This is a genomic window from Cronobacter turicensis (assembly GCF_041222865.1).
Taxonomy (GTDB): domain Bacteria; phylum Pseudomonadota; class Gammaproteobacteria; order Enterobacterales; family Enterobacteriaceae; genus Cronobacter; species Cronobacter turicensis.
This window is the reverse complement of record NZ_CP165997.1, coordinates 2,667,915-2,692,429: the sequence shown is the minus strand read 5'-3', so window position 1 is coordinate 2,692,429 and position 24,515 is coordinate 2,667,915. Positions and strand designations below refer to the sequence as shown.

The window sequence follows — 24,515 nt, the reverse complement described above, 5'->3', positions numbered from 1 at the left end:
TAGCATCTGCGCTTTAACACGCTGTTAAATAAACGCTTCTCGCTGAAGTCAAGCGGGCAGGCGGTTTCAGGGAGAGAAACAATGGCATCGCTGCAGACGATTTTAGAGAGTTGTCGGGCAGGGGCAGAGGAGCTTGCCGCACAGGCGCAGGCCCGTCTCGCGCTCTGGGAAAAATGGCTGCAACCCCTTTCGGCGGATTCCCCCACCGGCGACGATCCGGGCTATGACGACGATTTCCAGCAGATCCGCGAAGAGGTGAATAAGCTTTCCGGCGCGGATATCACGCTTATCGGCGAGCTGGCGGAAAAAGTGCTGACCACATCAGCCAAGGATATTCGCGTCGCGACATATTACGCCTGGGCGCGGCTGCACCGCGACGGCGAAGCGGGCTTTGCCGAAGGGCTGGAGCTGCTCGCCGCGCTGCTTCAACGTTTTGGCGCCGCGCTGCACCCGCAACGGGCGCGCAGCCGTCAGGCGGCGCTGGAGTGGCTGGCGTGCTCACGCGTGCTCGACAGCCTGTCGCTTTACCCGGAAGTAACCCGGGATGACGCCCGGCGCACCGCGGGCGCGCTGTTGTTGATTGAGCAGGCGCTGGCTCATGAAGATCCCACCGCGCGCGCGCCGCTCACCGCGCTTTACGGCGCGCTGGAAGCGCGGCTGATGAAAGCAGGCGGCGTGGATGCGGTGGTCCCGCAAACCACCAGCGACAGCGGCGCAGCGCAGACGGCAACGGCGCCCGTTATCGGCGCCATTACCTCCGGGCGAGATCTGCTGGATCAGGCCCGCCAGCTTGCTGACTATCTGCGTAATCAGCCCGACGGCTGGCTTGCCGCCCACCGGCTGATGAAATCCCTGCGCCACGACACCCTTCACCAGTTGCCGCCGCTCTCAGGCGACGGACGCACCCGCATTGAACCGCCGAAGGCCGATCAGCGCGCCCTGTTAAAACGTCTCTGGCTCCAGCAGAGCTGGCTGGAGCTGCTGGAGCAGGCCGACAGCCTGTTCTCGCGCGGCGGCAGTCATTTGTGGCTCGATTTGCAATGGTATCTTCATGAAGGGCTTGTGAAATCGGGGCAGGAGACGCTTGCGGGCATCATTCGCGCCGATCTGAACGGTCTGTTAAACCGGCTGCCGGGCCTTGAGACGCTCGCCTTCAGCGACGGTACACCGTTTGCCGACGACGTGACGCAGCACTGGATAGCGCAACAGGTGCGGGAGCGTTCGCAGGACCCCGATGTCACGCACTCAGCGGAGACGTGCAGCGCCGGAGACGACGAGGTGCTGCAACTGGAGCCGGAAGCCGTCGCGCTTGCCGACAGCGACGGCATTGACGCGGCGCTCGGCTGGCTACAGACCCGGCCCGCACTGACCACACCGCGTCAGCACTGGTTGCTGCGTCTGCTAATGGCGCGTCTTGCCGAGCAGTACGGCAAAAACGATCTGGCGCTGCATCTGCTGGCCGGGCTGGACGCGAGCGCATCGCAGATGACGCTCTCACAATGGGAGCCCGCGCGGCTTTTTGAAGTGGGGGCCAGACGATTACGGCTGCTGCGCATGAGGGCCGGGCGCAGCGAGGCGGATAAGGCGCGTCTGCAAACCGATATGGAGCAGCTATTGGCGGGGCTTATCGCTATCGATCCGGCGCGTGCCGCCGTTTTGTGCAGTTAAGCCGGTACATCACATCACTCAGGGAAGGAGAAACCGATGCCCGAAAACCCTCGCGCGCCGTCGCTTTACGAGATTCTGTACGGCAATTTCGCAGGCGGCCTGCCGCTGGATGTTGTCAGCGAAGAGAATCAGGTGGTCTTGTCGGTGCTTGATAACATGCAGCGCATTCTGAATACCCGCGCCGGCAGTCTCAAGCATCTGCCCGATTACGGCATGCCGGATATGACCAAAATTCTTCAGGGCATGCCGGGTACGGCGCATGAACTGATCGGCGCGCTCTCCGCTGTGTTGCTCAAGTACGAGCCGCGGCTGAAGCGTCTGAACGTCGTCATGCTCCCGCAAACGACGCCCGGTGAGCTGCGCTACGCCATCGACGCCGAGTTAAAAGGCGTGGGGCTGGTGCGCTACGGTACGGAATTTATGCCGGAAGGGCGGGTGCTGATCCGCCACCTCAAACAACAGCAGTTTATGGATAACCGCGCCGCGCGCTGAGCGGCCTTCAGGACAGGGATATTATGGAAACGTCCACTGAACGTCATCTGAAAACCGGCGGCGATCCACGCCTGCTACCGGACTACGCCGCGCTTCGCGAAGAACTCGGCAAACTCACGCACCCGGCGCGCCCGGATGTGAACTGGCGCCGTGTCGAGCAGTTATCGCTGTTGCTCTTTGAGCGCAATGGCGTTGAGCTGCAAACCGCCGCAGCGTATACGCAGGCCCGTTTGCGCTTGCTGGGGTTGCCTGGCCTGAACGAAGGGCTGGCGATTATCGACGCACTCATTGCGCGCCAGTGGGGCAACCTGTGGCCGCAGCCGGTGCATGCGCGCATGGAGATTTTAAGCAGCCTCAGCCAGCGCGTGCAGCAGACGCTGCGCAGCATGCCGCTGCGCTATGCGGAACTCGGCGCGCTCTATCAGGCGGAGCAGCACCTGACGAACATTATCGCGGTGCTGGAGCGCCTTGAGCTTAAGCATTTGAGCCAGATGGACGCGCTGCGTCTGCATCTGCATAACGCGGCGGCGCGGCTGGAAAATGACGCGGAGCAGAGTGATGCGCCGCCTGTCGTACAGAATGCGGCAGACGTTAGCGAAGCTCACGTCGACGACGTGCGCCGGGTATATGTCGCCGCCAGCGCGCCAGCGTCAGACGTGATATCACCTCAATCGCCAGCCCGTCGCGGCCTGAAACCTTTTATCGCCGGGATGTTCACCATGCTGGTGGCGGGCAGTGCGGTGCTGATGGGCTGGCAGGTGTATCACCGCCCCAATCCGGCGCAGGTGCGAATAGCGGCGTCCCTTCGCGACTGGCCGCAGGTGGCCGCCAGTCCAGCGCTCACGCCGGAACAGGCGCGCCAGGCAGACCCGGCGGCGGTGCTTGACCAGACGCGCCAGCGTCTCGACTGGCTGGCGGCTCAAGCGCCGGATCGCAATATTCGCTTTGCCTGCGCGCTGGCGCGACAGGCAGGCGCACTCTTGCCGCAGCATCCACAGGCGCAGGCGCTGACCCGCCAGTGGCGTCAGCAGATGAGCGCCAGCGCGATGCCGCTGCAAAATCTGGAGAGCTGGCGCCACGGTATGACGCAGCTTGATGAGCTTACCGCCAGGCTTAACGCGCTTGATGAGCGGCGGGGGAAATACCTGACTGGCAGCGAGCTCAAAACGATGGTGTTTAACATTCGCCAGGCCTTTGCCGCCATGCCGCCCGCCGAGGAGCTGCTGCGCCAGATGGCCGAACAGCGCCAGCAGGGCGTCGTGCCGACCGCGCTGCGCCAGGAGACCGAAACCCGGCTCAATCAGTTGCTCTATCGCTACGTTCTCCTGACGCCGCCCGCGCCGGATAACATCACGCCATAGCCTGGCGCGTTCGCCCGATGCTGACAGGCTATTTCACCGTCAGATAGCGACAGGCTGTAAGATTTTTAATGCATAAAAATGCGCAGGGAAAAGGGCAATGAAGGACTGAGGGGGCACCTCAGACACGCACATGTGGGGCTGTAAGAATACAAACGCGTCTGCGCATTGTGGTGGAGTCGCGCAGCCCTGAAATGAAGCCCTCTGCAGGCGCAGAGGGCCGAAAGGTCAGACGTTCTTACGTTCGATCGTCTGCTCGCCCCAAAAGAGGGAATCTTTGTCGGTTTTCTTAAAGGCGCGGATCAGCACTTCATCGCTGCCTTCTTCCCAGATCTTCTCGGCCATAACCTCATCGTAATCGGCCACTTCGAAAATCGCTTCAGCAATTTCAGGGGACGTATTACGCAGGCTGGCCCATTCCCCCACGTGATGGGTTTTCGATTCTTGTGTTGGCATGCTTTCCTCCAGTGAAGTGAGTGAGTTAGCCTTTCATTTTGACGGCGAGGCCCGCCACATATTCGCCCTGATAGCGGGCGATCGCCAGTTCTTCCTGGCTTGGCTGGCGTGAACCGTCGCCGCCTGCGATGGTAGTCGCGCCGTAAGGCGTTCCGCCGCGAACCGTGGAAATATCAAAGAGTTCCTGCGCGCCATAACCGATAGGCACAATGATCATTCCATGATGAGCAAGGGTAGTCCATGTGGAGGAGATTGTGTGTTCCTGACCACCGCCGGTGCCGGTAGAGCTAAAGACGCTCCCCAGTTTCCCGTACAGCGCGCCGGAGGCCCACAGGCCGCCCGTCTGGTCAAAGAAGGTACGCATCTGGCCGGACATATTGCCAAAACGGGTCGGGGTACCGACGATAATGGCGTCGTAATCCGCAAGCTCTTGCGGCGTGGCCACCGGGGCGTTTTGCGTTTTGCCGCCCGCTTTCGCGAACGCTTCCGCCTGCATGGTTTCCGGCACGCGCTTAATGGTCACTTCCGCGCCCTGAACCTTTTCAACGCCTTCCGCAACCGCGTGCGCCAGCGTTTCGACATGCCCATACATGGAATAATAAAGCACCAGAACTTTCGCCATCAGCCTTGCTCCTGTATCAGTGTTTGCCACAGCCTGTATCGCTGCGCTCATCTATAAAGCATATGCTTCCGGCGGCAGAGTGCAAACTGATGCGCAAAAAAGCTTTAAAAATAAGGCTTTATCTATAAACAGGTCATTTGTAGCATCAGGTCACATTTTCCCATCCCTGAAATTTTTTAATCATAAGAATAGTTTATTAATCGTTTCGTCAGATTCTTCACCGAAACGCCAGATTGATGTTGCTAAATGTTTCCGAAAAGTGGCGAAGTCATAGGCTCTGGCTAAGCTTTTAATCACGCGGCAACGATAACGGCTCCGGCCAGTGCCGTGAGGTGAAAGAATCCTCTTTTACTGAATGCAGTATGATGTCTAATGATTCACACAATCTGGAGGTCAGAAATGGCAAACCATCGTGGTGGTTCAGGTAATTTCGCAGAAGATCGTGACAGAGCATCAGAAGCAGGTCGTAAAGGTGGCCAGCAGAGCGGCGGGAACTTCAAAAATGACCCGCAACGCGCTTCCGAAGCTGGGAAAAAAGGGGGCAAAAACAGTCATGGCGGCGGTCATAGTTAGCGCCTCGCATGACCGTTATTAACCACCTTATTTGAAAGCGTAAGGTTAATAGCAACCCTCCTCACCGCCGGGCACTCCCGGCGGTTTTTTTATGCCTGCGAGGGTGGATCCTGCGGCGTAAGCACTGGCTCAGCCGCGTGCGCCTGTTTGCGGCTTAACAGCGCATTTAGCGCAATCGCTCCGAATGTGGCGGTGCCGATCCCGCCGAGCGTAAAGCCGCCCACCGTGAGCGCGAAATCACCCGCCCCCAGCACCAGCGTCACCGCCACCATGATCAGATTGCCGTTCTGGCTGAGATCGACATGGTTCTGCACCCAGATACGCGCGCCCGCGACCGCAATCAGCCCGAAGACCACAATCGACGCGCCGCCGATAACCGGCGCCGGAATAGTGTGGATCAGCGCGCCGAATTTCGGCGAGAAGCCCAGCAGCAGGGCGATTACCGCCGCCGCCACAAAGACCAGCGTCGAGTAGACTTTCGTCACCGCCATCACGCCGATATTCTCCGCATAGGTCGTCACGCCGCTGCCGCCCACTGCGCCGGAGAGCATCGTCGCCAGCCCGTCGCCGACAAACGCGCGCCCCATATACGGGTCCATTGTGCGCCCGGTCATGCCCGCCACCGCTTTCAGGTGCCCGAGATTTTCGGCGATCAGAATTACCGCCACTGGCGCAATCAGCATGATGGCCTGCACGTTGAACGTCGGCGCGGCGAAGTGCGGCAGCCCGAACCACGCGGCCTGCGCCGCCGGCGTGAAGTCCACCGGCTTGCCGAAGCCAAGCACATTGGTGAACAGCGCATACAGCGCCCAAGCGGCGATAAGCCCCATCAGGATCAGCAGCCGCTGCACCATGCCGCGCGTGAATACCGCCACGAGGCCGATACAGAGCACGGTCATCACCGCCATCCAGCCATCAAAGCCGCTGGCGGAGACGCTTTTGACCGCAATCGGCGCGAGATTAAGCCCAATTGCCATCACCACAGCGCCAGTCACGACCGGCGGCATCAGCCGTTCTATCCAGCGCGTACCCGATTTCATGACCACCACGCCGATAAGCGTATACAGCAGGCCGCAGGCGATAATACCGCCGAGCGCCACGCTCATATTCGGGTTCAGCCCCTGGCCGTTAAAGCCGGTGGCGGCGATCACCACCCCCACGAAGGCGGCGCTGGAGCCGAGATAACTCGGCACACGCCCGCCGGTAATCACAAAAAACAGCAGCGTGCCGATGCCGGACATCAGGATCGACAAATTCGGATCGAGCCCCATCAAGAGCGGCATCAGCACCGTCGCGCCGAACATCGCCACCGCGTGCTGTACGCCCATAACCAGCGTCTGACCGGCGGAGAGCGTTTCGTCCGGGGCCACCACGCCGCCCGCGGGGCCGGCAGGTTTACGCCAGCGAGGAAACCAGGAATTGGCCATGTGTATCTCCTGTGGAGCTAAGAGGCGAGCCCGCAGACGGGGCGCGAGAGGGCGTGATAATGCCGGTCAAACCAGACCAGCCCGTGCGTATCGTCGTTTCGTGTAATTTCAAGCACCCGGCACAGCAGTACGTCGTGGGTGGAGACCGGCACTACCTGTTCCACCCGGCAGTCGAAGGAGACGACCGCGCCGTCAAGCTGCGGAGAGCCGGTGACGCCGCGACGCCAGCGGGCGGCGGCGAAGCGTTCTTCCATCGGCGTTTTACCGCCGAAGAGACCAGAGAGCGCCTCGTGCCCGGCGGCAAGCGTGTTGACGCACAGCTGACCGTTGGCCTGAAACACCGGCCAGACAGAGGCGTTGCGGTTCAGGCACACCAGCAGCGTCGGCGGGCTGTCCGTCACGCTGCACACCGCCGAGGCGGTAAAGCCCGCCATGCCCGCCGGGCCGTCGGTAGTCACAATATTCACTGCCGCCCCGAGCCGGGACATCGCATCGCGAAAAGCCTGTTGTTCACTCATAACGCCTCCTTAAACGATCGCGCAGGCGTCTTCAAAGGAAAGACGCGGCAGGCGCGGGTGCAGTTTATCCGCATCGCCATAGCCAATATTGATAAGCAAATTGCTCTTCCAGGGAGTGCCGCTGAAGAATTCGACATCCACCGCCGCACGGTCAAAGCCGGACATCGGGCCGGTATCGAGCCCCAGCGCGCGGCAGGCCATAATCAGATACCCGGCCTGTAGCGAGCTGTTGCGAAACGCGGTCTCCTCAGCCACCGCCGGGCTTGAGGTGAACCAGGCGCGGGCGTCGGCGTACGGGAACAGCGTCGGCAGCGCCTCGTAGAATTCACTGTCCCAGCCGACGATGGCGGTCACCGGGGCCTGCATGGTTTTCTCAACGTTGCCGCTGGAGAGCGCAGGCTTCAGGCGGGCTTTAGCCTCCGGCGTTCTGACAAACAGCAGCCGCCCCGGCGAGCAGTTGGCGGAGGTCGGGCCGAGGCGCACCATCTCATAGAGATCGCGCAGCTGCGCGTCGCTGACCGGCGTTTCCCGCCAGGCGCTGTGGGTGCGGGCGTCGGTAAATAAGGTGGCGAGCGCGCTGGCGCTCAGAGCTTCGCTCATACGGTCTCCTTGTGGGGCGCGGGCGTAAGTGCCGCAAGCCCGGCATAAAGCAGAGAATTAAAGCGTTGCGGCGCGGTGACGTTGCAGGCGTGGCCGCCGGACGTCATGACATCGAGACGACTGTGGGGCAACGCCTCGTGCAGCGCCTGCGAACAGGTCCACGGCACCAGCACGTCATCGCGCGCGCAAATCAGCTGGACCGGCGTGGTGACGCGTGCGGCGCGCTCGCGATAATCGGCGGTTTTCAGCGCCCACAGCCTGCGCAGCAGGTTTTCGGTGCCCTGAAAATGGGCGTTTTGCAGCGCCTCTTCGGCTTCGAGGCGCGGCTGGTTTTCCTGCGCCCACTGCGGCGGGTAGAGGAACAGCGGTTGCGCGGCGACGTAAACCGCCGGGCCGCTGTCGAGCAGCAGCCGCTCGCGGGCGTCGAAGCAGCGGCGCGTCCAGGTGCCGAGCGACAGCCAGCCGTTAATAATCACCAGCGCGCTGACCGCCCTGGGGTACGCCAGCGCCAGTTCAAGGCCGACCAGTCCGCCAAGCGCGTGGCCGAGCACCGCGTAGCGCTGCACGCCGTGGAGCGCCAGCGCGCGGTGCAGCTCCTGCGCCATGTCGGTGAGCGTATAACCCTCCGGCAGCGTATCGGCGTTGTCGCCGGTGCCGCGCTGGTCATACACCACCACCTGATACGCCTGACTGAGCGCGTTCTGTTGCGCCAGCCAGTAGCCGCCAAGGCCGCCGAGGCCTGAAATCATCACCATCACCGGCGCGCCGGGGAAGGGAGCGTCGCTTATACGCAGTTTCATCATGCGCCTCCTGACGGCCCGATATGGGCGACCGTGGCTATCTCCACCAACGCCTCCGGCTTCACCAGACCGCACTGAATACAAAAGCGCGCCGGTTTGTCACCGGGGAAAAACTCCGCGTAAATTTCGTTAATCGCGGCGTAGTTTTTCCAGTCGGTAATAAAAATCGAGTTGAACGTCACGTCCTCCATCGTTCCACCCGCCGTTTCGATAACGTGCCGGATCGTCTCCAGCACATGACGGGTTTGCGCCTTTGGGTCGCCGGGATACACCACATTGTTGGCCTTATCGAAAGGCAGCGTGCCGGAGACATAGACCACGCCATCGGCGAGCGTGCCGGGCACAAACGGCGCGATGGGCGTGCTGGCGCCGGGCGGAATAATGACCTGTTTTGGCATAACGGCTCCTTACGCGATGCGGGCGAGGGCGGCGGGAGAAAGCGCGTCGCAGAAGCGCTGCACGTCGCTCACCCAGCCGAAAAAGGTTTCGATATTAAACAGCGCGGCCTGCTGGGCGAACGGCGGCCCGGCCTGGTGCGTGGCGTCTTCCAGCACCACGCCGAAATACTCCAGGAAAAAGCCGTCGCGCAGCGTCGATTCCACACAGACATTGGTGGCGATGCCGGTAAAGACCAGATGGCGGATATTGCGCGCGCGCAGCATGCTGTCGAGCGGCGTGTTGAAAAAGCCGCTGTAGCGCGGTTTCGGCAGTACGATATCGCCGGGAAGCGGCGTGAGTTCATCCACGAGTTGATAATCCCAGCCGCCTTTCGCCAGCAACTTGCCGTGCAGCTCCGGGCGGCGGCGCATGGTTTTCAGCGCGTTCGATTTATGAAAGTTTGGCGATCCGGGGCCGCCCGCTTCGAGATAGTCGCTGTCCCAGCCGTTCTGGAACCAGACGATGGTCATGCCCGCCTCGCGCGCGGCCGCCACGGCGGTTTTAATGTTCTCAATCACCGGCGCGGTGGTTGAGACATCAAACCCCGCCAGATCCAGATAACCGCCCTGGCTTGCATAGGCGTTTTGCATATCCACCACAATCAGCGCGCTCTGTTCCGGCGCGAAAGTGAGCGCCTCAGGGCGCGCCATCAGATTCACCGCATTCATCAGGCCACCTCCTGCGTCACGCGCAGATGATCGCGACAGCGCATCAGCGGCTGAATATGTTCGCCAAAGGCGTCGATGCCGGTCAGGAAATCGTCGAACGTCAGCAGCACGCCTTCGGTGCCCGGCACGGCGGCGACTTCATCCAGCATCCGCGCGACGCTTGCGTAGGAGCCGACCAGCGTGCCCATATTGATATTGACCGCCGAGGTCGGGTCCGCCATCTGGCGCACGTTGGTATCCGCGCCGGAGCGCGTATCTTTCTGGCTCTGCTCGGTGAGCCACGACAGCGCCTCTTCATCGGCGCCGGCTTTGTAGTGCTCCCATTTGGCGCGCGCTGCGTCGTCGGTTTCGTCGGCGATCACCATAAACAGCACGTAGGAGCCGACGTTGCGCCCGGCTTTATCGGCAGCGGCTTTCATCCGCGCGGCGGTCGGCGCGAAAGCGGCAGGCGTATTCACGCCTTTGCCGAAGCAGAAGTTGTAGTCGGCGTGCTGTGCGGAAAACGCCATGCCCGCGTCGCTCTGGCCCGCGCAGATCACTTTCATCGGCTGCTGCGGGCGTGGGCTGACGCGGCAGTCGTTCATCGTAAAGTAGTCGCCTTTGAAATCGCTCTGGCCGGTGTCCCAGAGGTCGCGCAGCACGTGGACATATTCGGTGAGATAGTCGTAGCGGCGTGAGAAGTACTCATCGCCCGGCCACAGGCCCATCTGTTCATATTCCGGTTTCTGCCAGCCGGTCACGAGGTTCACGCCAAACCGTCCGCCGGAGATGGAGTCGATGGTTGACGCCATGCGCGCCACAATCGCGGGCGGCAGGGTGAGCGTGGCGGCGGTGGCGTAAATCTGGATGCGCGAGGTCACGGCGGCGAGGCCCGCCATTAAGGTGAACGACTCCAGGTTGTGATCCCAGAATTCGGTCTTCCCGCCGAAGCCGCGCAGTTTGATCATCGAGAGCGCAAAATCGAACTGCTGCTGCTCGGCTTTCTGCACGATGGCTTTATTCAGCTCGAACGTCGGCATGTATTGCGGGGCATGGGTAGAGATCAGCCAGCCGTTGTTTCCGATAGGCACAAAGACACCAATTTTCATCACGAACCTCTCTTTTGCGGGTAAAAGAACCGTCGCGTGGCGTTGCATCCTGCACGTCCCGTGCCGCGCTCACAGAGGCTTTTGCAAAGCGAATGCCAGTTTTGAAAATGCTTTTGTTATCATTGTGTTGCTCAAGTGTGTTGTTTTTGCACCTGAAAAAGCGGACTAAACGGTCAAAAACGTTGCACAGAAAACAGGCAGCGTTGCGCAATCAAAGTGCAGCGAGGTCGAGCCTGGAGCGCGCTTTTGCTATGCTTGAGCAAAACAGAAGGAGAGGGCGCATGGCACAAGGCGCGCAAAAAGAGACGGGCAAGCGTTCAAAGGCGGTAGCGGCGAAGAAACAGGCTATTCTGGACGCCGGGCTGACGCTGTTTTCCCAGTTTGGCCTGCATGGCACCAGTCTGGAACAGGTGGCGGAGCGCTCAGGCGTTTCCAAAACCAATCTGCTCTACTATTTTCCTTCCAAAGAGGCGCTGTATGTCGCCGTGCTGAAGCACATTCTGGATATCTGGCTGGCGCCGTTGCGGGCCTTTCGGGCGGATCTGCAACCGCTCGCGGCCATCAGCGAATACATTCGCTTAAAGCTTGAGGTCTCGCGCGACTTTCCGGAAGCCTCGCGGCTGTTCTGTCTGGAGATGCTTCAGGGCGCGCCGCTTTTAATGACTGAATTACAGGGCGATTTAAAAGCGCTGGTGGAGACCAAGTCGGCCATCATCAGCGGCTGGGTGGCAAGCGGTAAGCTGGCCCCCGTCGATCCGCACCATTTGATTTTTATGATCTGGGCTACCACCCAGCACTACGCTGATTTCGCGACCCAGGTAGAAGCTGTCACCGGCGCGACGCTCGCCGACGAGGCGTTCTTTAACCGCACCGTCGAGAATGTTCAGCGGATGATTATTGAAGGCGTTCGGGTGCGGTGAAGTAAAACGGGCGTCGGCTTGCGGCGCCTGTTTTACGGAAAATGCCTCTGAGAAGTGAGCCCAGGTGAGGCGTAATATTAAGCGGAAATAAGATCTGTCATTAACAGGGAGTTATACAGATGGGTAATGCCAGTTTTCCGCTTGTTCTGTTTTGCACGCAGCGTAAATTTAATGATAAATCGGCGCCGGATATGAAATCAGGCGATTTGACGGCTGAGCAGTTACAGCAGCATTTTAATTTGAATCACGTTTCAGACCGCGTCGATCCTTATCAGCTTAGAAAAATGACCGCCTTTTCTAATCCCCAATCCCGTTTCGCTGGTATTTATGGCGCAGGACGGGGTGATCTTCTGACCGTCGATCAGTGCGCCACGCTGTTATTTGATGAATTACGAAACACCTCCTGGCCGTTTTCCATGTATGGGGATTGTCGGGAAATCATCAACCGTATGTTTTCTCACATGCAGCATGAAAAAGGGGCGGATTTTCAGGATTTGAAACTTAACGCGGCGCTACGTGAGCGCATCCTGAAAGACACCACTCATAACAGCACGTTACTGGCTATCAGGAGAATCATTAGCAGTGGCGTTGATTATACTAATAAAGGTTTTCCGCAGGCGCTGACAGGGCAGTTTGCTTATACGCTTGGCAAACTTGTTTTACCAAAATTCAATGATTTATCCGACAGATTTAACGGGCTTGGCATCACCGTTCATGATATCCATGCCACGCAAATCACGCTGACGCAGCTACGGGTTGAGGAGGATGGCTGGTCTGCAACGGTGAAGTATCAGTGCCAGGACCATTTTGGACTTGATGAAACGGATATCAGGAATCCCAAATTCAACCAGTTTCTTTTCTTCAGAATTTGGTTTGTTCTTCAGCATTACCACCGCTTTGGTTTTAAACCTTTTATGACCAATATGGAGGCCACCTTTAACCTGAGCGAGGAGCTGGCATGATAAAAAAGCGAGTTTTGCTGCTTGTCATTATCCTGGCGGCGGTCGTTATTATCAGGTTTATGACTGACCGCTCTGTAAACATCATCGCGGTGCATCAAAACCCCTATACAGCGGCGGTAATTGTGGAGCGTCTGCCCTGGCGCGATCGCGATAAAATAGCCTGGTGGCGTGATAATGAAAAACGTCTGATTAAGCACTATTCCCTCAAAATCGATAACCCTCGCGGCGCGTTAGATTACTTCGTCTATGCCTTCGGGGAGGGTTATCAACCGGAAGGTGACGCCGATCGGTTGTGCTTTGAAGAAATAAAAAGCCCTTCTCGCTGTATCGATAAAAACCTGCTGATGGTTGTGACGCAAAACCGTGCGGGTGCGCAGATATTTTTGATTGATCAATATCGATATCAAGTGATGCGTGATGGCGAGCTGCAAAAGCAGCCGCTTATCGAACCCGGAGATATACGTTAATACTTCCTCTCCCAAAGAAAAAGGCGCCCGCGGGCGCCTTTCGTGTTTATTAACCGTCAGCCGATGGTCATCAGGCTGGCGTTGCCGCCTGCGGCGGCGGTGTTGACGCTAAGCGAACGCTCAAGCCACAGGCGCTCCAGCAGGAGGTTGGTTTCTCCGCGTGCGAAGCCCTGCACCGAAACAATCGCGCCCTCGCGCGCGGCCACTTTCTCACACAGCGCGCGCAGCTGGTCGGAATCGCCGTGGTAAATCACCGCATCGAAGAACTGGCTGAACAGCACGTCCGGTTTGGCGAAGTCGATAATCGCGTTCACGGCGGCCGGAAGCTGTTTGGCCAGCGTGCGTTGCAGCGGCTCGTCAACCCACAGTACGCGGCTGCCCGCGCTGGTGGCGGCGGCGAGCTGCACCAGCACGTCCTGTTCGTTATCCGCCAGGCACAGCACGCGCTCGCGCGGCAGCAGGGTATACGTGTTGCGCTCGCCGGTCGGGCCCGGCAGGGTGCGCTGCACGCCGCTTTGCGACAGAGCAAGGTAGTGTTCGCACAACGCTTTAAGCTCCGGACGGCCTGCGGCCCATTCGGTCAGCGCCTGGTGCGGGCGCGTAATCAGCGCTTTGACCTGCGCGTCCTGAGCGTAGCGGGCGTCGTGACGCTCAAGCGTCGTCTGCACCGCCGCTTCCGGACGGCTCGCCAGCAGGCGGTAGAGATAGAGCGGCCCGCCCGCTTTCGGCCCGGTGCCGGACAGCCCTTCGCCGCCGAACGGCTGTACGCCGACCACGGCGCCAACCATATTGCGGTTCACATACAGGTTGCCGACGTGCGCGCTGCCGGTCACCTGCGCGATAGTTTCATCGATACGCGTGTGCACGCCGAGCGTCAGGCCGTAGCCTGCTTTGTTGATCTGCTCAATCAGCCCCGCCAGGTTGTTGCGGTTGTAGCGCACCACGTGCAACACCGGGCCGAAGACCTCTTTTTTCATCTCATCAAAGCTTTCGAGCTCGATAAGCGTCGGCGTGACAAACGTGCCGGTCTGCCATTCACGCGCATCAAGGCTGTTGTCGCGCGCGGCCTGGAAGACTTTGCGGCCTTTGGCGCGCATCGTCTGGATGTGGCGCTCGATACCGGCTTTGGCCTCGGCGTCGATAACCGGCCCGATGTCCGTCGTCAGACGACCAGGGTTGCCCATCCGGCATTCGGCCATCGCGCCTTTCAGCATGGTGAGGGTGTGATCGGCAATCTCTTCCTGAAGGCAGAGCACGCGCAGCGCCGAGCAGCGCTGACCGGCGCTGTCGAACGCCGAGGCGACGACGTCCACGACCACCTGCTCAGTCAGCGCGGAGGAGTCGACAATCATGGCGTTCAGCCCGCCGGTTTCCGCGATAAGCGGTGTCGGGCGGCCCTGCGGATTGAGACGGTCTGCGAGGTTGCGCTGTAAAAGCGTCGCCACTTCCGTTGAACCGGTGAACATGACGCCGCGTACGCGCGGATCGCCCGTCAACTGCGCGCCCACGGTTTCGCCGCGCCCTGGCAGCAGCTGCACCACGCCCTGCGGCACGCCTGCATCCAGCAGGATCTGAATACCCTGGGCGGCGATAAGCGGCGTCTGCTCAGCCGGTTTCGCCAGCACGCTGTTGCCTGCGGCAAGCGCGGCGGCCACCTGGCCGGTAAAGATAGCCAGCGGGAAGTTCCACGGGCTGATACAGACCACCGGGCCGAGCGGGCGATGGGTTTCGTTATCGAAATCATCACGGACCTGGCCTGCGTAATAGCGCAGGAAGTCTACCGCTTCGCGCACTTCGGCGATGGCGTTGGCGAAGGTTTTACCCGCTTCGCGCACCAGAATGCCAATCAGCGTCTGGGTCTGGTCTTCCATCAGCACGGCGGCGCGCTCAAGAATAGCGGCGCGCTCCTGCGGCGGGGTGGCAAACCAGATAGGCGCGTTGTTTACCGCGCTTTGCAGCGCCTGCGCCACTTCGGCTTCGGTGGCTTCACGGGCGTAACCGACAATGTCGCGCGGCTCGGCGGGGTTGATCACCGGCGCCAGTTCACCATCATCCACGGCGTCTTCCAGCATCGGCAGGGCGCGCCATTTTTGCAGCGCGCTGTTCAGCAGCGACGAGGAGAGCGACGCCAGGCGGTGTTCGTTCGCCAGATCAAGCCCGGCGGAGTTGACGCGCCCTTCGCCGTAGAGATCCTGCGGCAGCGGGATTTTCGGGTGCGGCAGACCGACGCGGCCTTCCTGCGCGGCCAGCTGTTCGACCGCGCTGACCGGATCGGCCACCAGATCGTCAAGCGACAGCGTGTTATCGGCGATGCGGTTCACAAACGAGGTGTTGGCGCCATTTTCCAGCAGGCGACGCACCAGGTAGGCCAGCAGCGTTTCATGGGTGCCGACCGGCGCATAGATGCGGCACGGACGGTTGAGTTTGCCGTCGCTGATTTTGCCGACCACCTGTTCGTAGAGCGGCTCGCCCATGCCGTGCAGGCACTGGAATTCATACTGTCCAGGGTAGTAGTTCTGGCCCGCCAGGCTGTAGATTGCCGCCAGCGTATGGGCGTTATGCGTGGCGAACTGCGGGTAAATCAGGTTCGGCACCGCCAGCAGTTTCTTCGCGCAGGCGAGATAGGAGATGTCGGTGTAAACCTTGCGGGTGTAGACCGGGTAGCCCTCAAGGCCTTCCATCTGGGCGCGCTTGATTTCGCTGTCCCAGTAGGCGCCTTTCACCAGACGGATCATCAGACGACGGCGGCTGCGGGTGGCCAGATCGATCAGATAATCGATAACGAACGGGCAGCGCTTCTGGTACGCCTGAATCACAAACCCGATGCCGTTCCAGCCCGCCAGATCCGGCTCAAAGCAGAGTTTTTCCAGCAGGTCGAGGGAGATTTCCAGACGGTCGGCTTCTTCGGCGTCGATGTTAATGCCGATGTCATACTGGCGCGCCAGCAGCGTCAGGGATTTCAGGCGCGGGTAGAGCTCTTCCATCACGCGGTCGTACTGCGCGCGGCTGTAGCGCGGGTGCAGGGCGGAGAGCTTAATCGAAATGCCCGGCCCTTCATAAATGCCGCGTCCGTTAGAGGCTTTGCCGATGGCGTGAATAGCCTGCTGGTAAGAGACCATATAGGCCTGCGCGTCGGCGGCGGTGAGCGCCGCTTCGCCCAGCATATCGTAGGAGTAACGGAAGCCTTTCTCTTCAAGCTTACGGGCGTTGGCCAGGGCCTCGGCGATGGTTTCGCCGGTCACGAACTGCTCGCCCATCAGGCGCATCGCCATATCCACGCCTTTGCGGATCAGCGGCTCGCCGCTCTTGCCGATGATGCGGTTGAGTGAGCGCGACAGGCTGGCTTCGTTGTGGGTCGAGACCAGACGGCCGGTAAACAGCAGACCCCAGGTGGCGGCGTTGACGAACAGCGACGGGCTGCGGCCAATGTGCGAGTGCCAGTTGCCATTGCTGATTTTGTCGCGGATCAGGGCATCGCGCGTGGCTTTATCCGGAATACGCAGCAGCGCTTCGGCAAGGCACATCAGCGCCACGCCTTCCTGCGAGGAGAGAGAAAACTCCTGCAACAGGCTCTGCACCATACCGGCGCGGCCGGAGGCGGTTTTCTGGTTGCGCAGCTTTTCGGCAAGGCTCCAGGCGAGCTGGTGGGTTTTTTCCGCGACCGGCTGCGGCAGGCGGGCCTGCTCCAGCAGCATCGGCACCGCATCGGTTTCCGCACGTCGCCAGGCGGCGGTAATAGCCGCACGGCTGACAGACTGCGGCTGGATCTGCTCGGCGAACTCGAGGAACGGCTGGTGGCTCTCTTCCACCGGCGCCGCGGCCTCGTCGCTTTCGTTCGCCGCGCCCGCCAGTAGCGCAGGCAGCTCCGGCAGGCCGTCGCTGTTTTCCAGCTGTTCCAGATAATTAAAAATGGCCTGCTTAATCAGCCAGTGCGGCGTGCGGTCGATTTTCGTCGCGGCGGATTTAATGCGCTCGCGGGTGGCGTCGTCCAGCTTGACCCCCATCGTAGTGGTGCCCATGCCCTTACTCCTGTGTCTCGGTCTGTATAAAAAGGGGAACGATCGGCAATATCCATCATGTTGCAACTTTGTGCAACCTTGTTAATTGTGACCTCACCAGCAAGCTTAAAAATGAATGAAATGTTAAATATGAAATCGCTATGACGCGTGGGCTAAAAGGCGGTTATAAGCTCAGAATTCGGGGCTGGTTAACATTTTTAACAGGTGCAACCCGGAAAAGCGTGAGCGAGTGCAACCTCTCAAAAAATGTACAGGTTTCACAGATGCAAAACATGTGAATGGTGTGTTAAATCGATTGTGAATAAAAAACGCTTCCGGCAGGATACTGCCGCCACACGAAACGACAATAACGCCACCGCTACGTTCCGGCGGTGATAAACGGGGCGACCCGGCAATAACGCGGAGAAGTGAAATGACGACGAGTACACCGATGCTGGTGACTTTCTTTATTTATATTTTGGGGATGATACTGATTGGGTTTATTGCGTGGCGTTCCACCAAAAACTTTGATGACTACATTCTCGGCGGGCGCAGTCTGGGGAGCGTCGTCACCGCGCTGTCTGCGGGCGCGTCGGATATGTCGGGCTGGCTGCTGATGGGCCTGCCGGGCGCGGTGTTTCTCTCCGGGATCTCCGAAAGCTGGATCGCCATCGGGCTGACGCTCGGGGCCTGGATTAACTGGAAGCTGGTGGCGGGGCGCCTGCGCGTTCATACCGAGCACAACAATAACGCCCTGACGTTACCGGATTATTTCACCGGCCGTTTTGAGGATAACAGCCGTCTGCTACGGATTATCTCGGCGCTGGTTATTTTGCTGTTCTTCACTATCTACTGCGCCTCCGGCATCGTGGCGGGCGCGCGCCTGTTCGAAAGCACGTTCGGCATGAGCTATGAAACCGCGCTCTGGGCGGGTGCCGCAGCAACCATCCTTTATACCTTTATCGGCGGGTTCCTGGCGGTGAGCTGGACCGATACCGTGCAGGCGAGCCTGATGATTTTCGCGCTGATCCTGACGCCGGTTATCGTGATTTTCGCGGTCGGCGGCCTGGACGATTCGCTGGCGGTCATTAAGCAGAAGAGCATCGAAAATATCGATATGCTCAAGGGCCTCAACCTGGTGGCGATTATTTCGCTGATGGGCTGGGGACTGGGCTACTTCGGGCAGCCGCATATCCTGGCGCGTTTTATGGCGGCGGATTCCCATCACACTATTGTTAAGGCGCGTCGCATCTCCATGATCTGGATGATCTTGTGCCTTGCAGGCGCCGTGGCCGTTGGCTTCTTCGGTATCGCCTACTTTACTGAGCATCCGGATCAGGCCGCGGCGGTGAACCAGAACGGCGAGCGCGTGTTTATCGAACTGGCGCAGATCCTCTTTAACCCGTGGATTGCCGGTATCCTGCTGTCGGCGATTCTGGCGGCGGTGATGTCAACGCTGAGCTGCCAGCTGCTGGTCTGCTCCAGCGCCATTACGGAAGATCTCTACAAAGCGTTCCTGCGTAAAGGCGCGAGCCAGAAAGAGCTTGTGTGGGTCGGCCGTATGATGGTGCTGGTGGTGGCGCTGGTCGCGATTGCGCTGGCGGCAAACCCGGAAAACCGCGTGCTGGGCCTGGTGAGCTACGCGTGGGCGGGCTTTGGCGCGGCCTTCGGCCCGGTGGTGCTGCTCTCGGTGATGTGGTCGCGTATGACGCGCAACGGCGCGCTGGCGGGCATGATCATCGGCGCGGTGACGGTTATCGTCTGGAAACAGTTCGCCTGGTTTAACCTCTACGAAATTATTCCGGGCTTTATCTTCGCAAGCCTCGGTATCGTGGTGGTGAGCCTGATGGGCAAAGCGCCATCGGCCTCAATACAGGCGCGCTTTGAAAAAGCGGACGAGGAGTACCACACGCCCGCGCCGTCTAAGCTTCGCGCTCACTAAGCGTTTTAACAAACCCGCCGCCTGGCGGGTTTTTTCTTTCTCATCAATCCGGTAGCTTGCCAGACGCCGCGATTTACGCTGTTATCTTCGCGTTCACCCATAACAAAAAAGGACAGGATGATGGCGATTCGCAAGGTTATCGTTTCACTCGCACTGGCAGCGACGCTCGCTGGTTGCGCGCCGCACGCGGCAGACCAGGCGCAGAGTTGCGCCGCGCAAAACCGCATGACGCAAACCACGCTGTACTTTGGCCTTAACCGGCCGTCCGGCCCCGTGATTACGGGCGAAGAGTGGCAGCGCTTTGTGGATAACGACGTTACGCCGCGTTTTCGCGACGGGCTGACGGTGTTTGATGCGCGCGGGCAGTGGCTCGGTAACGATGGCAAGGTGGCGCGTGAGCCGAGCAAGGCGCTGATGCTTATTCACAGTAATGACAGCGCGAGCGAGAAGGGGATTGAAGCGCTGCGCGGGATCTATAAATCCCGCTTCGCGCAGGAATCGGTCATGCGCGTCGATGAGCGCGTGTGCGTTCAGTTCTGAAAAAAGGCGGGGGAAACCCCGCCTTTACGTTTACAGCACCAGACCGGCGAAGGCCGCAGAGAGTAAACTCACCAGCGTCGCGCCATAAACCAGGCGCAGACCAAAGCGCGACACCGCGTTGCCTTGCGGCTCGTTCAGCCCCTTAATCGCGCCCGCCACAATGCCGATAGAGGCGAAGTTGGCAAACGACACCAGGAATACCGACAGGATACCGAGACCGCGCGGAGAGAGCGTCGCGGCGATTTTTTGCAGCTCGATCATCGCCACGAACTCATTAGCGACCAGCTTGGTGGCCATAATGCCGCCTGCCGTCAGGGCATCCTGCGCCGGAATGCCGATAAGCCAGGCGAGCGGGTAAAAGACATAGCCCAGCAGTTGCTGGAAGCTCTGGCCGAACAGCGTCAGGAACAGCGCATTCACCGCGCTGATAATGGCGATAAAGCCAATCAGCATCGCGAGAATAATCATCGCCACCTTAAAGCCCGCCAGAATGTACTCGCCGAGCATCTCGAAAAAGCTTTGTGATTCATGCAGCTTTTCGAGCTTCACGTCCGGCTCATCCTGCGGGCGCGTCGGGTTAATAACCGAGAGAATAATGAACGTGCTGAAGAGGTTAAGCACCAGCGCCGCCACCACATATTTCGCCTCAATCATCGCCATATACGCGCCGACGATGGAGAGCGAAACGGTGGACATGGCGGTCGCCGCCATCGTAAACAGCCGACGCGAGGAGAGATCCGCCAGCACGCCTTTATAGGCGATAAAGTTTTCCGACTGGCCGAGAATCAGCGAACTGACGGCGTTAAAGGATTCCAGCTTGCCCATGCCGTTGACTTTCGACAGCAGCGTACCGATGACGCGAATGAAAATTGGCAGAATGCGCCAGTGTTGCAGAATGCCAATCAGCGCCGAGATAAACACGATAGGGCAGAGCACGCCGAGAAACACAAACGCGAGGCCTTTCTGACTCATGCCGCCGAAAACGAAATCGGTGCCCTGGGCGGCGAAGTGCAGCAGCGAGGAAAACGCCCCGGCAATGGACTGGATAACCAGCAGCCCGGCCTGCGCATGGAGAAAGAACCAGGCCAGCGCCGCTTCAATCACAATCAGCTGAAGAATATAACGCGGGCGGATCTTTTTACGGTCAAAACTGGCAAGCCAGGCGAGCAGGAGGATCGCCACGACGGCGAAAACAAAGTGCAGTATGGTTGTCATAGTTACGCAGGTGTCTGAAAGAAAAATAGTTAGCCACACAAAAACCGGCCGGTAAACAGCGCGCTAAGCATAATTTCCCGCATCGTTATCTGGCAAATGGAATAAGAAAAAGCGATGACTGAATATTTTTCCCGCCAATATTGTCAGGCATCAGGGAAGGGGAGTTAGAGGCACCGGACGGGCGAATTTCGCTTATGGTTTCATCCTGTGACTACTCAACTTCGCAACTTTTACACTTCGTCATACTTATCCCCACATTTCGCTTGTGTTTCTCCTGGCGGTAATGATAATCACTTTCACTCCCATTTACTTTTCTTTGCATCAGTTGACCTGATTTCACATTTACAGGTGCCCGAATGTTTGTTCCTTTTCTGATTATGCTGCGTGAAGGTCTTGAAGCGGCGCTTATCGTCAGCCTTATCGCCAGCTATCTCAAGCGCACCCAGCGCGGTCACTGGCTTGGCGTGATGTGGGCAGGCGTATTTCTCGCCGCCGCGCTCTGCCTGGGCCTTGGCATTTTCATCAATGAAACCACTGGCGAGTTCCCGCAAAAAGAGCAGGAGCTGTTTGAAGGGCTGGTGGCGGCCGTGGCCGTTGTGATCCTCACCTGGATGGTGTTCTGGATGCGTAAAGTATCCCGCAATGTGAAAGGCGAACTGGAACAGGCCGTGGATCGCGCGCTGAAACGCCCTGGCGGACACGGCTGGGCGCTGGTGATGATGGTGTTTTTTGCGGTCGCGCGCGAGGGCCTCGAATCGGTCTTTTTCCTGCTGGCCGCGTTTGGCCAGGATGTGGGCGTCTGGCCGCCGCTCGGCGCGATGCTTGGGCTTGCGACCGCCGTGGTGCTTGGTTTCCTGCTCTACTGGGGCGGCATTCGTCTTAACCTCGGCGCGTTTTTCCGCTGGACCAGCCTCTTTATTTTGCTCGTCGCCGCAGGGCTCGCGGCGGGCGCCATTCGCGCGTTTCATGAAGCCGGTCTGTGGAATCACTTCCAGGCGGTGGCGTTTGATTTCAGCAATGTGCTCTCCACGCACTCGCTCACCGGCACGCTGCTGGAAGGCATTTTCGGCTACCAGGAAGCGCCGACCGTCAGCGAAGTGGCGGTATGGTTTATCTATCTGATCCCGGCGCTGGCGTGCTATGCGCTGCCAGCTCGCGCCGATACGCGCGTCTCCGGGAACGCCTGATTTTTTGCCGCGCCCGTGCGCGGCTTAGTTACAACATACTTTTAGAGGGATGGTCATGACGAAACAACTTCGCCGTAGCGCGCTTTCCGTGACGCTGCTGGCGCTTATCAGTTCCGCGTTTGCCGCACAGGCCGCGGATATTCCGCAGGTGAAAGTTACCGTAAACGACAAACAGTGCGAGCCGATGACGCTCACGGTAAATGCCGGTAAAACCCAGTTCATCATCCTGAACCACAGCCAGAAGGCGCTGGAGTGGGAAATCCTTAAAGGCGTGATGGTCGTTGAAGAGCGCGAAAACATCGCGCCGGGCTTTAGCCAGAAAATGACCGCTAACCTTGAGCCAGGCGAATATGAGATGACCTGCGGCCTGCTGAGCAACCCGAAAGGCAAGCTTATCGTCAAGGCCGTTGGCGGTGAAAAAGCCGCGGCGAAGAGCGAGCTGATGTCGCTGGAAGGCGCCGTGACTGAGTATAAAACCTGGGTGAGCGCAGAAACCGCCGCGCTGGTCTCCGGCACCAAAGCCTTTACCGATGCCGTAAAAGCGGGCGATATCGCCAAAGCGAAATCTCTCTATGCGCCGACGCGCCAGCATTATGAGCGTATTGAGCCTATCGCCGAGCTGTTCTCCGATCTCGACGGCAGCATCGACGCCCGTGAAGACGATTACGAACAGAAAGCGGCCGACCCGAAATTCACCGGCTTCCACCGCCTGGAAAAAGCGCTGTTTGGCGATAACAGCGTCAAAGGCATGGATCAGTATGCCGACAAGCTCAACAGCGACGTGCTGGAGCTGCAAAAACGCATCAGCGAACTCGCGTTCCCGCCGGGTAAAGTCGTGGGCGGCGCGGCGGGCCTTATCGAAGAAGTCGCGGCCAGCAAAATCAGCGGCGAAGAAGATCGCTACAGCCACACCGACCTGTGGGATTTCCAGGCCAACATCGATGGCGCGCAGAAAATCGTCAACCTGCTGCGTCCGCAGCTGCAAAAAGAGAACGCGCCGCTGCTCGCGAAAGTGGACGCGAACTTCAAAAAAGTGGATGCGATCCTTGCGAAGTACCGCACCAAAGACGGTTTTGAGACCTACGACAAGCTGACCGACGCTGACCGCAACGCGCTGAAAGGGCCGATCACGTCGCTTGCTGAAGATCTCTCATTACTGCGCGGCGTGCTCGGACTGGACTAAGCGTGATGCAAGAATATGATAATCACGGCGTGCCGCAACCGGCGCGCCGCCGTCTGCTGAAAGGACTTGGCGCGCTGACCGGCGCGCTCGCGGTCACCGGCGGTTGTCCGGTGGCGCATGGCGCGCAAGCTGAAAGCGCGCCCGGCACGCTCTCGCCGGATGCGCGTCAGGAGACGCAGCCGTTTTACGGCGAGCATCAGGCGGGCGTGCTGACGCCGCAACAGGCGTCAATGATGCTGGTGGCTTTCGATGTGCTGGCGGGCGATAAGGCGGATCTCGAACGTCTGTTCCGTCTGCTGACTGACCGCATCGCGTTTTTAACCGCAGGCGGCCCGGCGCCGCAAACGGCGAACCCGCGTCTGCCGCCGATGGATTCCGGCATTCTGGGGCCGGTGATTGCGCCGGATAACCTGACGATCACCGTGTCGCTGGGGCGTTCTCTTTTTGACGATCGCTATGGTCTTGCGTCGCAGATGCCGAAAAAGCTGCAAAAGATGGCGCGGTTTCCGAACGATTCGCTGGATGCGGCGCTGTGTCACGGCGATCTGCTGCTGCAAATCTGCGCCAATACCCAGGATACCGTTATCCATGCGCTGCGCGACGTGATAAAGCACACACCGGATCTGCTGAGCGTGCGCTGGAAGCGTGAAGGGTTTATCTCCGATCACGCGGCGCGCAGCCGCGGCAAAGAGACGCCGGTTAACCTGCTCGGCTTTAAAGACGGCACCGCGAACCCGGATACCCGCAACGCGCCGTTAATGGACAATGTGGTGTGGGTGACGCCGGAGCAGGGAGAGCCCGCGTGGGCGGTGGGCGGCAGCTATCAGGCCGTGCGCATTATTCAGTTTCATGTGGAGTTCTGGGACCGCACGCCGCTCAAAGAGCAGCAGACGATTTTCGGGCGCGACAAGCAGACCGGCGCGCCGCTTGGCATGCAGCATGAGCACGACGTGCCGGACTACAGCAAGGATCCCGAAGGCAACGTGATTGCGCTTGACAGCCACATCCGGCTGGCGAACCCGCGCACGCCTGAAACGCAGTCCAGCCTGATGGTGCGCCGCGGCTACAGTTACTCGCTCGGCGTGACCAATTCCGGCCAGCTCGATATGGGCCTGCTGTTTGTCTGCTACCAGCACGATCTCGAAAAAGGATTCCTGACGGTGCAAAAGCGACTTAACGGCGAAGCGCTGGAGGAGTATGTGAAGCCCATCGGCGGCGGCTATTTCTTTGTGCTGCCGGGCGTGGCGGATAAATCCCGCTTCCTGGCCGACGGCCTGCTGAAAGCCTGATAAAACCCCGCCGCGACGGCGGGGTTTTTTTATGTTTCATTTACTAACAATTTTCGCACTGCCGTGGCGGCGCGTTTCCGTGCGGCTATTCTGTTGATACATTT

General features: G+C 59.6%; 23 protein-coding genes. 12 read left to right on the top strand and 11 right to left on the bottom strand.

Going from position 1 to position 24,515, the window contains the following annotated elements; all coding sequences use genetic code 11:
* The first annotated feature begins 81 nt into the window (after window positions 1-81).
* Genes tssA through AB8W27_RS12900 form a run of 3 tightly spaced genes read left to right on the top strand, consistent with a single transcriptional unit; the run spans window position 82 to window position 3,521 of the window.
* Entirely contained in the window at window positions 82-1,668 is a 1,587-nt protein-coding gene (gene tssA / locus AB8W27_RS12910; RefSeq protein ID WP_015740772.1) for a type VI secretion system protein TssA, read from the top strand.
* A gap of 36 nt (window positions 1,669-1,704) precedes the next feature.
* Window positions 1,705-2,160: a type VI secretion system baseplate subunit TssE gene (gene tssE / locus AB8W27_RS12905; protein WP_015740773.1), complete on the top strand. Its 456-nt coding sequence runs from the start codon at window positions 1,705-1,707 to the stop codon at window positions 2,158-2,160.
* Window positions 2,161-2,183: 23 nt separating this feature from the next.
* Window positions 2,184-3,521 (top strand): VasL domain-containing protein, encoded by a 1,338-nt coding sequence (locus AB8W27_RS12900; protein WP_015740774.1) that lies wholly within the window; start codon window positions 2,184-2,186, stop codon window positions 3,519-3,521.
* A 225-nt stretch (window positions 3,522-3,746) separates the two neighbouring features.
* Here AB8W27_RS12900 and AB8W27_RS12895 read toward each other — a convergent pair whose 3' ends face one another.
* Window positions 3,747-3,974 carry a YccJ family protein gene (locus AB8W27_RS12895; RefSeq protein WP_004385405.1) on the bottom strand — a complete coding sequence of 76 codons (228 nt, stop codon included), beginning with the start codon at window positions 3,972-3,974 and terminating at the stop codon, window positions 3,747-3,749.
* Between the two features lie 25 nt (window positions 3,975-3,999).
* Window positions 4,000-4,596 carry an NAD(P)H:quinone oxidoreductase gene (gene wrbA / locus AB8W27_RS12890; RefSeq protein WP_007768913.1) on the bottom strand — a complete coding sequence of 199 codons (597 nt, stop codon included), beginning with the start codon at window positions 4,594-4,596 and terminating at the stop codon, window positions 4,000-4,002.
* Between the two features lie 399 nt (window positions 4,597-4,995).
* On the opposite strand from wrbA, the gene AB8W27_RS12885 reads away from it, so the two are divergent.
* Window positions 4,996-5,169, top strand: a complete 174-nt coding sequence (locus AB8W27_RS12885; RefSeq protein WP_071820282.1) for a general stress protein — start codon at window positions 4,996-4,998, stop codon at window positions 5,167-5,169.
* A gap of 89 nt (window positions 5,170-5,258) precedes the next feature.
* Here AB8W27_RS12885 and rutG read toward each other — a convergent pair whose 3' ends face one another.
* Genes rutG through rutA form a run of 7 tightly spaced genes read right to left on the bottom strand, consistent with a single transcriptional unit; the run spans window position 5,259 to window position 10,708 of the window.
* Window positions 5,259-6,596, bottom strand: coding sequence for a pyrimidine utilization transport protein G (gene rutG, locus AB8W27_RS12880; RefSeq protein ID WP_015740777.1), 1,338 nt, complete (start codon window positions 6,594-6,596; stop codon window positions 5,259-5,261).
* Between the two features lie 17 nt (window positions 6,597-6,613).
* Entirely contained in the window at window positions 6,614-7,114 is a 501-nt protein-coding gene (gene rutF, locus AB8W27_RS12875) for an NADH-dependent FMN reductase RutF (RefSeq protein WP_015740778.1), read from the bottom strand.
* Between the two features lie 9 nt (window positions 7,115-7,123).
* Entirely contained in the window at window positions 7,124-7,714 is a 591-nt protein-coding gene (locus AB8W27_RS12870; RefSeq protein WP_015740779.1) for a malonic semialdehyde reductase, read from the bottom strand.
* Complete coding sequence (gene rutD / locus AB8W27_RS12865) at window positions 7,711-8,514, bottom strand: pyrimidine utilization protein D (protein ID WP_015740780.1); 804 nt, start codon at window positions 8,512-8,514, stop codon at window positions 7,711-7,713. The genes AB8W27_RS12870 and rutD overlap by 4 nt, the downstream gene beginning before the upstream one ends.
* Window positions 8,514-8,912: a pyrimidine utilization protein C gene (gene rutC / locus AB8W27_RS12860; protein ID WP_015740781.1), complete on the bottom strand. Its 399-nt coding sequence runs from the start codon at window positions 8,910-8,912 to the stop codon at window positions 8,514-8,516. The genes rutD and rutC overlap by 1 nt, the downstream gene beginning before the upstream one ends.
* Before the next feature lie 9 nt (window positions 8,913-8,921).
* Complete coding sequence (gene rutB / locus AB8W27_RS12855; RefSeq protein WP_015740782.1) at window positions 8,922-9,620, bottom strand: pyrimidine utilization protein B; 699 nt, start codon at window positions 9,618-9,620, stop codon at window positions 8,922-8,924.
* Window positions 9,620-10,708 (bottom strand): pyrimidine utilization protein A, encoded by a 1,089-nt coding sequence (gene rutA / locus AB8W27_RS12850; RefSeq protein WP_041923408.1) that lies wholly within the window; start codon window positions 10,706-10,708, stop codon window positions 9,620-9,622. Before rutA ends, rutB begins: the two co-directional genes overlap by 1 nt.
* A gap of 281 nt (window positions 10,709-10,989) precedes the next feature.
* Between rutA and rutR the strand changes: the two genes are divergently transcribed.
* The 3 genes from rutR (at window position 10,990) to AB8W27_RS12835 (ending at window position 13,057) form a co-directional block, all read left to right on the top strand.
* On the top strand, window positions 10,990-11,628 hold the full coding sequence (gene rutR, locus AB8W27_RS12845) for an HTH-type transcriptional regulator RutR (RefSeq protein WP_041923409.1): 639 nt from the start codon (window positions 10,990-10,992) through the stop codon (window positions 11,626-11,628).
* 119 nt (window positions 11,629-11,747) lie between these two features.
* Complete coding sequence (locus AB8W27_RS12840; RefSeq protein ID WP_015740785.1) at window positions 11,748-12,590, top strand: DUF3289 family protein; 843 nt, start codon at window positions 11,748-11,750, stop codon at window positions 12,588-12,590.
* Window positions 12,587-13,057: a DUF943 family protein gene (locus AB8W27_RS12835; protein ID WP_015740786.1), complete on the top strand. Its 471-nt coding sequence runs from the start codon at window positions 12,587-12,589 to the stop codon at window positions 13,055-13,057. The genes AB8W27_RS12840 and AB8W27_RS12835 overlap by 4 nt, the downstream gene beginning before the upstream one ends.
* 56 nt (window positions 13,058-13,113) lie before the next feature.
* Here the strand turns inward: AB8W27_RS12835 and putA are convergent, their stop codons facing one another.
* Complete coding sequence (gene putA / locus AB8W27_RS12830) at window positions 13,114-17,076, bottom strand: trifunctional transcriptional regulator/proline dehydrogenase/L-glutamate gamma-semialdehyde dehydrogenase (protein ID WP_015740787.1); 3,963 nt, start codon at window positions 17,074-17,076, stop codon at window positions 13,114-13,116.
* A 412-nt stretch (window positions 17,077-17,488) separates the two neighbouring features.
* Here putA and putP point away from each other — a divergent pair, with 412 nt between their 5' ends.
* Both putP and AB8W27_RS12820 read left to right on the top strand, forming a co-directional pair.
* The gene (gene putP, locus AB8W27_RS12825; RefSeq protein WP_071820283.1) at window positions 17,489-18,997 is read left to right on the top strand and encodes a sodium/proline symporter PutP; all 1,509 of its coding nucleotides are present in this window, start codon (window positions 17,489-17,491) and stop codon (window positions 18,995-18,997) included.
* A 117-nt stretch (window positions 18,998-19,114) separates the two neighbouring features.
* Entirely contained in the window at window positions 19,115-19,537 is a 423-nt protein-coding gene (locus AB8W27_RS12820) for a DUF3574 domain-containing protein (RefSeq protein ID WP_041923411.1), read from the top strand.
* A 30-nt stretch (window positions 19,538-19,567) separates the two neighbouring features.
* On the opposite strand, the gene AB8W27_RS12815 is transcribed toward AB8W27_RS12820, so the two are convergent.
* Window positions 19,568-20,752 (bottom strand): NupC/NupG family nucleoside CNT transporter, encoded by a 1,185-nt coding sequence (locus tag AB8W27_RS12815; protein ID WP_015740791.1) that lies wholly within the window; start codon window positions 20,750-20,752, stop codon window positions 19,568-19,570.
* A 356-nt stretch (window positions 20,753-21,108) separates the two neighbouring features.
* Here AB8W27_RS12815 and efeU point away from each other — a divergent pair, with 356 nt between their 5' ends.
* From efeU to efeB, 3 genes are read left to right on the top strand one after another with little or no spacing between them, the layout of a single operon-like run.
* Window positions 21,109-21,939, top strand: coding sequence for an iron uptake transporter permease EfeU (efeU, locus tag AB8W27_RS12810; protein WP_015740792.1), 831 nt, complete (start codon window positions 21,109-21,111; stop codon window positions 21,937-21,939).
* A gap of 55 nt (window positions 21,940-21,994) precedes the next feature.
* A complete protein-coding gene (efeO, locus tag AB8W27_RS12805) occupies window positions 21,995-23,122 on the top strand; it encodes an iron uptake system protein EfeO (protein WP_041923412.1) in 1,128 nt (375 codons plus the stop codon).
* A 5-nt stretch (window positions 23,123-23,127) separates the two neighbouring features.
* Complete coding sequence (gene efeB / locus AB8W27_RS12800) at window positions 23,128-24,411, top strand: iron uptake transporter deferrochelatase/peroxidase subunit (RefSeq protein WP_041923413.1); 1,284 nt, start codon at window positions 23,128-23,130, stop codon at window positions 24,409-24,411.
* The last annotated feature ends 104 nt before the right edge of the window (window positions 24,412-24,515 follow it).

Bases quoted from the DNA above. Each gene is read 5' to 3' on its own strand.
- wrbA (WP_007768913.1), bottom strand. From the start codon at position 4,596: ATGGCGAAAGTTCTGGTGCTTTATTATTCCATGTATGGGCATGTCGAA.
- AB8W27_RS12820 (WP_041923411.1), top strand. From the start codon at position 19,115: ATGATGGCGATTCGCAAGGTTATCGTTTCACTCGCACTGGCAGCGACG.
- rutB (WP_015740782.1), bottom strand. From the start codon at position 9,620: ATGAATGCGGTGAATCTGATGGCGCGCCCTGAGGCGCTCACTTTCGCG.
- rutF (WP_015740778.1), bottom strand. From the start codon at position 7,114: ATGAGTGAACAACAGGCTTTTCGCGATGCGATGTCCCGGCTCGGGGCG.
- putA (WP_015740787.1), bottom strand. From the start codon at position 17,076: ATGGGCACCACTACGATGGGGGTCAAGCTGGACGACGCCACCCGCGAG.
- AB8W27_RS12885 (WP_071820282.1), top strand. From the start codon at position 4,996: ATGGCAAACCATCGTGGTGGTTCAGGTAATTTCGCAGAAGATCGTGAC.
- efeU (WP_015740792.1), top strand. From the start codon at position 21,109: ATGTTTGTTCCTTTTCTGATTATGCTGCGTGAAGGTCTTGAAGCGGCG.
- tssA (WP_015740772.1), top strand. From the start codon at position 82: ATGGCATCGCTGCAGACGATTTTAGAGAGTTGTCGGGCAGGGGCAGAG.
- AB8W27_RS12900 (WP_015740774.1), top strand. From the start codon at position 2,184: ATGGAAACGTCCACTGAACGTCATCTGAAAACCGGCGGCGATCCACGC.
- rutC (WP_015740781.1), bottom strand. From the start codon at position 8,912: ATGCCAAAACAGGTCATTATTCCGCCCGGCGCCAGCACGCCCATCGCG.
- efeB (WP_041923413.1), top strand. From the start codon at position 23,128: ATGCAAGAATATGATAATCACGGCGTGCCGCAACCGGCGCGCCGCCGT.
- AB8W27_RS12895 (WP_004385405.1), bottom strand. From the start codon at position 3,974: ATGCCAACACAAGAATCGAAAACCCATCACGTGGGGGAATGGGCCAGC.
- AB8W27_RS12840 (WP_015740785.1), top strand. From the start codon at position 11,748: ATGGGTAATGCCAGTTTTCCGCTTGTTCTGTTTTGCACGCAGCGTAAA.
- AB8W27_RS12870 (WP_015740779.1), bottom strand. From the start codon at position 7,714: ATGAGCGAAGCTCTGAGCGCCAGCGCGCTCGCCACCTTATTTACCGAC.
- rutD (WP_015740780.1), bottom strand. From the start codon at position 8,514: ATGAAACTGCGTATAAGCGACGCTCCCTTCCCCGGCGCGCCGGTGATG.
- tssE (WP_015740773.1), top strand. From the start codon at position 1,705: ATGCCCGAAAACCCTCGCGCGCCGTCGCTTTACGAGATTCTGTACGGC.
- putP (WP_071820283.1), top strand. From the start codon at position 17,489: ATGACGACGAGTACACCGATGCTGGTGACTTTCTTTATTTATATTTTG.
- AB8W27_RS12835 (WP_015740786.1), top strand. From the start codon at position 12,587: ATGATAAAAAAGCGAGTTTTGCTGCTTGTCATTATCCTGGCGGCGGTC.
- AB8W27_RS12815 (WP_015740791.1), bottom strand. From the start codon at position 20,752: ATGACAACCATACTGCACTTTGTTTTCGCCGTCGTGGCGATCCTCCTG.
- rutA (WP_041923408.1), bottom strand. From the start codon at position 10,708: ATGAAAATTGGTGTCTTTGTGCCTATCGGAAACAACGGCTGGCTGATC.
- rutG (WP_015740777.1), bottom strand. From the start codon at position 6,596: ATGGCCAATTCCTGGTTTCCTCGCTGGCGTAAACCTGCCGGCCCCGCG.
- rutR (WP_041923409.1), top strand. From the start codon at position 10,990: ATGGCACAAGGCGCGCAAAAAGAGACGGGCAAGCGTTCAAAGGCGGTA.
- efeO (WP_041923412.1), top strand. From the start codon at position 21,995: ATGACGAAACAACTTCGCCGTAGCGCGCTTTCCGTGACGCTGCTGGCG.